The sequence below is a fragment of the Deltaproteobacteria bacterium genome (assembly GCA_016875395.1).
Classification (GTDB): domain Bacteria; phylum Myxococcota_A; class UBA9160; order UBA9160; family UBA6930; genus VGRF01.
In genome coordinates, this window is the sequence record VGRF01000078.1 from 1 (window position 1) to 1,572 (window position 1,572).

Annotated in this window: 2 protein-coding genes; both read right to left on the reverse strand. The window is 67.7% G+C overall.

The features are described 5' to 3' along the window. Positions 1-742 (reverse strand): NAD(P)H-hydrate dehydratase (locus FJ091_22175; protein ID MBM4386056.1); only part of this gene is annotated, 742 nt, incomplete at its 3' end. After that, on the reverse strand, positions 732-1,550 hold the full coding sequence (locus FJ091_22180) for a transglutaminase family protein (GenBank protein MBM4386057.1): 819 nt from the start codon (positions 1,548-1,550) through the stop codon (positions 732-734). The genes FJ091_22180 and FJ091_22175, both read right to left, overlap by 11 nt. Positions 1,551-1,572: the final 22 nt, after the last annotated feature.

Consider the following 1,572-nt stretch of genomic DNA (forward strand, 5'->3'; position numbering starts at 1 on the left):
AGAGCGCATCCCCACTCCCGCCCGTGGCAAGCGCCGCAGTCCCCGCATGACACGACCAGTGCCGAATGCCATCACTGACGAAGGTGCGAGCCCCTTTCAGCACAACCACGCAGCCGCAGCGCTGCGCGAGCGCAGCCGCAGCAGCACCAGCGCCCTCGCCGATTGGATCGCCATCGATGTTGAGCGCCTTCGCGAGCCGCAGGAACTCGCCAGGATGCGGCGTCATCACGATGGGGCCGCCGCCCATGTCGCGAGTGAAGTCGACCAGCCGCGCCAGAGCGTTCAGCGCATCCGCATCGACAACCAACGGAACCTCTGCGTGCGCAACCAAACGAATCACCAGCTGCTCCACCGCGAATCCTTCACCGAGGGCGGGTCCGACGACCGCCGCATCCGAGCGCGCAAGGACAGGATCGATCACCTCCGCACACGCGGACGGGAGCAGATTCCCCTCCGCATCGACGGGCAGAGCGTGCCCCGTCGCACTCTCAAGACTCGCAAGCGCTGCCGCCGCGAGCGGTTCGGGAACAGCCAACTCCGCGAGCCCGCACCCTGCGCGGATCGCGGCTCGTGCCGAGAGAACTGGACCACCGAGCATCAACCGCGGCAGCCGTGCACAGCCACCCAGCACAAGGACGCGACCGAATGTCCCCTTGTGACCCGCACTGTCGCGCGGCGGAAGCGGCGGACAGGGGCTGACGCCTTCACCGCAGATGCCCTCGACGAGCGCATCAATCGACACGCAGCACCTCGATCTTTACATTCCCGATGACGGCAACAATCGCGCTGAAATCCGCATCCAACTGCGCATCGTCCTGAACGCTGGTGGCAAGCAGCAGATGTCCTGGGTGGAAGGCACGCGAATCGAGCGTCGCGTCAAGGTCATGCCAACGACCTCCCAGCATCGCCTGGGTCCACATGTGCCAGACAAGAACATGCTCACCGCCCGCGAAACGGTCGGCATAGACCATCCCGCTCGCCACGCGTGCGCGGATGCCTTGCGCGCGAAGCAGTGCCGCGAGGAGCACGGCATGCTCGGAGCAGTCGCCCGACTTCGTGCGGACCACTTCGCTCGCTCCCGCGAAGGCCGTCGCCATCGACTTGTTCGTGATGAATCGGAAGACTCCCGCACGGAGCGCCTCTGCCCGCGCCGCTTCCGCAGAGTCCGCCGACAGCCCCGCAGCGCGCAGGATGCTTGAAGCGAGTTCACGCACCGCAGGCTCGTCGCAGTCGATCAGGATCGATGCGCGGAGCAACGCCATGTCCTCGCGCTCGGCAGCGGTCGCCTCGCTCGAGCGCGACGCATCCACGGATACCTCGACGGCACCGTCCTCGACCGCGCTCACCACTTGCGCCCCGGAACTCTCGAGCGTGGGCGGCGCGCCTTGCACACTGCGCACCCTCATCACCGCGCGCGAAGCACGCGGGAGGCGTTCCCCCGCAGTACCGACCTCCACCACGCTGCGCCCAATGAGATCGAGTTGCGCGCCGCCCTTCGCTGCGGCGCGTGCTGCGCGTTCCGTGGAACGCCGCGCGACCATCTCGCCCACGGGCAGCGGCGTCACCGACCGC